Origin of the sequence: Streptomyces sp. NPDC127068, from assembly GCF_042724695.1 — a bacterium.
Lineage (GTDB): Bacteria > Actinomycetota > Actinomycetes > Streptomycetales > Streptomycetaceae > Streptomyces.
Genome location: NZ_JBHXEN010000036.1, coordinates 87,443 through 91,938, shown reverse-complemented (window position 1 = coordinate 91,938; position 4,496 = coordinate 87,443). Strand labels below are relative to the sequence as shown.

Annotated in this window: 6 protein-coding genes; 5 read left to right on the top strand and 1 reads right to left on the bottom strand. The window is 71.5% G+C overall.

Going from position 1 to position 4,496, the window contains the following annotated elements; genetic code table 11:
- On the bottom strand, nt 1–246 hold a 246-nt coding region (locus tag ACFWIA_RS22695), incomplete at its 3' end, for a hypothetical protein (protein ID WP_387007878.1).
- Here ACFWIA_RS22695 and ACFWIA_RS22690 point away from each other — a divergent pair.
- The 5 genes from ACFWIA_RS22690 (at nt 157) to ACFWIA_RS22670 (ending at nt 4,364) form a co-directional block, all read left to right on the top strand.
- Complete coding sequence (locus tag ACFWIA_RS22690; RefSeq protein ID WP_387007868.1) at nt 157–1,182, top strand: 6-phosphofructokinase; 1,026 nt, start codon at nt 157–159, stop codon at nt 1,180–1,182. The two genes, ACFWIA_RS22695 and ACFWIA_RS22690, sit on opposite strands and share 90 nt — an antisense overlap.
- Nucleotides 1,183–1,339: 157 nt before the next feature.
- Nucleotides 1,340–2,290, top strand: a complete 951-nt coding sequence (locus tag ACFWIA_RS22685; RefSeq protein WP_387007866.1) for a cytochrome c oxidase assembly protein — start codon at nt 1,340–1,342, stop codon at nt 2,288–2,290.
- 134 nt (nt 2,291–2,424) lie between these two features.
- Nucleotides 2,425–2,595: a hypothetical protein gene (locus ACFWIA_RS22680; protein ID WP_385494651.1), complete on the top strand. Its 171-nt coding sequence runs from the start codon at nt 2,425–2,427 to the stop codon at nt 2,593–2,595.
- Nucleotides 2,596–2,642: 47 nt separating this feature from the next.
- Nucleotides 2,643–3,476: an arylamine N-acetyltransferase gene (locus ACFWIA_RS22675; protein WP_387007864.1), complete on the top strand. Its 834-nt coding sequence runs from the start codon at nt 2,643–2,645 to the stop codon at nt 3,474–3,476.
- A 159-nt stretch (nt 3,477–3,635) separates the two neighbouring features.
- Nucleotides 3,636–4,364: a lysophospholipid acyltransferase family protein gene (locus tag ACFWIA_RS22670; protein ID WP_387007862.1), complete on the top strand. Its 729-nt coding sequence runs from the start codon at nt 3,636–3,638 to the stop codon at nt 4,362–4,364.
- Nucleotides 4,365–4,496 lie beyond the last annotated feature (132 nt).

The following is a 4,496-nucleotide window of genomic DNA, read 5'->3' as shown; positions in this document are numbered from 1 at the left end:
GAGCCCCCGTCTGACGGGGGCTCCGCTCAGTTGTGCGGGGGTGTCCACAAGGCGGACGGGCCGTTCGGCACGGACCGGATACGCCGGTAGGGTGGCGGCGTCCCACCGGACGGCGTGGTCCGGTAGCACGTCCACGTTGCAAAGGTTTTCCGAGCCATGCGTCTTGGTGTCCTCACTTCCGGCGGTGACTGCCCTGGCCTGAACGCCGTCATCCGATCCGTCGTCCACCGTGCCGTAGTCGATCACGGTGACGAGGTGATCGGTTTCAACGACGGCTGGAAGGGCCTGCTGGAGTGTGACTACCGCAAGCTCGACCTCGACGCCGTCGGCGGCATCCTCGCCCTCGGCGGCACCATCCTCGGTTCCTCGCGGGTCCAGCCCGCACACCTGGTGGACGGCGTGGAGCGGGCCAAGGGCCACGTCGCGGAGCTGGGCATCGACGCGATCATCCCGATCGGCGGCGAGGGCACCCTGAAGGCCGCCCGGCTGCTCTCCGACAACGGGCTGCCGATCGTCGGGGTGCCGAAGACGATAGACAACGACATCGCGGCCACGGACGTCACCTTCGGGTTCGACACGGCCGTCGGCGTGGCGACCGAGGCCCTCGACCGGTTGAAGACGACCGCCGAGTCGCACCAGCGGGTACTGATCGTGGAGGTCATGGGCCGCCACACCGGGTGGATCGCCCTGCACTCCGGGATGGCCGCCGGAGCGCACGCGATCGTGGTCCCGGAACGCCCCTTCGACGTGGCGGAACTCGCGGAGCGGGTCGGCGAGCGGTTCTCGGCCGGCAAGAAGTTCGCGATCGTGGTGGCCGCCGAGGGCGCGAAGCCCCGGTCGGGTTCCATGGAGTTCGACGAGGGCGGCAAGGACGTCTACGGTCACGAGCGCTTCGCGGGGATCGCCCGACAGCTGTCGATCGAGCTGGAACAGCGCCTCGGCAAGGAGGCCCGCCCGGTGATCCTCGGCCACGTCCAGCGCGGCGGCACCCCGACCGCGTACGACAGGGTGCTGGCCACCCGGTTCGGCTGGCACGCGGTGGAGGCCGCGCACCGGGGCGAGTTCGGGCAGATGACCGCCCTGCGCGGCACCGAGATCGTGATGGTGCCGCTCGCGGAGGCCGTGGAGACGTTGAAGACGGTGCCCGACGAGCGCTACGCCGAGGCCGGGGTCGTGCTGTAGTCCGCTGCGAGGCCGCTGCGGCGCCGTGCCGGGGCCGCTCACCCACCGGATGCGTGACCCGTACGGAGTTCCGACCGCCCCCGACCGCGACCGCGGTCGGGGGCGGTTCTAGTCTGGTGGACGGACACCCGAACCCGTACGAAACAGGAGCCGCCGGATGGATCACAGCGGTCACGGCACGTCCATGGACCTGCCGCCGTTCACGCTGGAGCGAGGGCTCCAGTGGTCCCCCGAGCCGTTCTTCCTGATCGGCTGCCTGCTGGCGCTGGCCCTGTACGGCTGGGGCGTGACCCGACTGGTCCGACGCGGGGACAAGTGGCCGGTGGGACGGACGGTGTCGTTCGTCCTGGGCGTGCTGTCGGTGATGCTGGTGATGTGCACCGGGCTCAACGACTACGGCATGGTCATGTTCAGCGTGCACATGGTCCAGCACATGGTGATCAGCATGCTGTCCCCGATCATGCTGCTGCTGGGCGCCCCGATCACCCTGGCCCTGAGGGCGCTGCCGGTCGCCGGGCGGGGCAACAAGGGGCCGCGCGAACTGCTGCTGGCGCTGCTGCACAGCCGGTACCTGAAGGTGATCACGCACCCCGGGTTCACGATCCCGCTGTTCATCGCCAGTCTGTACGGTTTGTACTTCACGCCGCTGTTCGAGTTCCTGATGGAGTCGAAGCCGGGCCACCTCGCGATGATGGTGCACTTCCTGGCGACGGGCCTGGTGTTCTTCTGGCCGATCATGGGCGTGGACCCGGGCCCGCACCGCCCCGGCTACGTGATGCGGATGCTGGAGCTGTTCGCGGGCATGCCCTTCCACGCCTTCTTCGGCATCGCGCTGATGATGGCGAGCACCCCGATGATCGGCCCCTACCAGAACCCGCCGGAGTCGCTGGGGATCGACGCCCTCGCCGACCAGACCGCTGCCGGCGGGATCGCCTGGGCGTTCAGCGAGGTGCCCTCGGTGCTGGTGCTGATCGCCCTGGTCTTCCAGTGGTACGCCTCCGACCAACGTCAGGCGCGCCGTCTGGACCGGGCCGCCGACCGGGACGGGGACAAGGAGCTGGCGGCGTACAACGCCTATCTCGCCTCGCTGCACGCGCGCGGTCGCTGAGCGTCACCCCCGGCACGGTCAGTTCACGGGGTGCGGCCCGACGCCTGGCGCGCGGGCCGTCCCGGGGGCGACCATGGGCGGAAGGCCACGGCCCGGGCGCGGGAAGTCCGGGCGGGCGTGAGGAGGGTGTCACGATGCCCAAAGCGACGCAGCGGTCGACCAGGACGATGGGGGCGCTCACCCTCGGGACCCTGGTGGCCGTGTCGGCCTACTCGGTGGCGCTCGGCAGCAACGGCTGGCTCTGGTTCGGTTGGGTGGTGGTCGGGCTGACCACCCTGGGCATGGTCGTCGCGCGCGACTCCTGACGGAAGACACGGGACGTGCCCCACGGCACGTCCCGTACCGTTCCCCCATGACCAGCGACCACCTTGCCCCCGCCCTCGACCTCGACGCCTACCTCGACCACATCGGCTGGAGCGGCGGGCGGACCCCGACCCCCGCGACCCTGCGCGGCCTGAACCGCGCCCATCAGCTCGCCATCCCCTTCGAGAACCTGGAGGCGGCCCTGGGGGCGGCTCCCTCGCTCGACCTCGCCGAGGTGACGGCCAAGCTCCTCGGTTCCCGGCGCGGCGGCTACTGCTACGAGCACAACACCCTCTTCACCGCCGTGCTGCGCCGGCTCGGCTTCACGGTGACCGGGCTGATGGCCCGGGTCCAGGTGGGTGCCCAGCCGGGGGTGCTCCGGCCCCGCACCCACATGACGCTGCTCGTCGAGGTGCCCGGTGAACCGCACCCGTACCTGGCGGACGTGGGCTTCGGCTCCCCGGGCTCGCTGCTGGAGGCGATACCCTTCGTCGCCGATTCGGTGACGGAGACGGAGGGCGGCCGGCGCCACCGACTGGTCCTCGGGGAACGGACCGGACCGCTGCGGTCCTGGCTGCTCCAGTCCTGGCAGTCAGGGGCCTGGGAGGTCCAGTACGCCTTCACGGAGGAGCCCTTCGAGGCACCCGACTACGCGGTGGCGAACTGGCACGTCGCGACGCACCCGCGGTCCCCGTTCAGTTCCTCCGTGTACGTGCTGCGCACGTTCACCGATCACCACCTCCAGTTGGTCGGCAACGAGCTGACCCACCTGGACCTGGCCGGCACCCGGTCGGTGCGCGCGCTCACGGGCGACCCCGAGCGGCTGAAGGTCCTCTCCGCCGAGTTCGGCATCGACCTGCCCGAGGGCACCCGGCTGCCCTGACGGCCGGACGGGCGAAGGTCCGCACGCACGGGTCCGGAGCTGACATCCTGTCCCGAGTCAACCGCGGCGGTCGTCCAGGGCCGGTCCGGCGCACGGGCGTCCGGCCCGGCCCCGCGGCACCCGGCACGGGTGCCGGGCGGTGGAGTTGGGAGAGACGCCTTGTTCTACTACGCGCTGAAGTACGTGCTCCTGGGGCCGTTGCTGCGGCTGTTGTTCCGGCCCAGGATCGAGGGGCTCCAGCACGTACCGGAGTCGGGGGCGGCGATCGTCGCCGGGAACCACCTCTCGTTCGCCGACCACTTCCTCATGCCGGCGATCCTGAAGCGCCGCATCACCTTCCTCGCGAAGGCGGAGTACTTCACGGGGCCCGGGGTACGGGGCCGACTCACCTCCGCGTTCTTCCGCAGCGCCGGGCAGATCCCCGTCGACCGCTCGGGCAAGGAGGCGGGGGCCGCGGCGATCCGGGAGGGTCTCGGCGTCCTCGCCGAGGGCGAGCTGCTGGGCATCTACCCGGAGGGGACCCGTTCGCACGACGGCCGTCTCTACAAGGGCAAGGTGGGGGTGGCGGCGATGGCGCTCGGCGCGGGCGCGCCGGTGGTTCCGTGCGCGATGATCGGCACCTTCGAGGCCCAGCCCCCGGGGCAGGTGCTGCCCCGGCCCCGATCGGTGACGATCCGGTTCGGCGCCCCGCTGGACTTCTCCCGCTATGCGGGGATGGAGCACGAGAAGGCGGTGCTGCGGGCCGTCACGGACGAGATCATGTACGCGGTGCTGGGCCTCTCCGGCCAGGAGTACGTGGACCGCTACGCGGCGGTGGTGAAGGCCGAGGAGGCCGCCGCGGGCCGGAGCGGGACGGGTGCGCGGCGCAGACGGCTGCCGCGGCGCTGAGGCCCCGTCCGCCCCGTTGCCGGTGGGAGCCGGGGCGGCCCCCCCGCGGGCGGCGCCCCCGCCCCCACCACCGGTGAGTTGGGGGGGGGCGGGGCCACCGACCCGAGAGAAAAACAACACGACCCGCGCAAC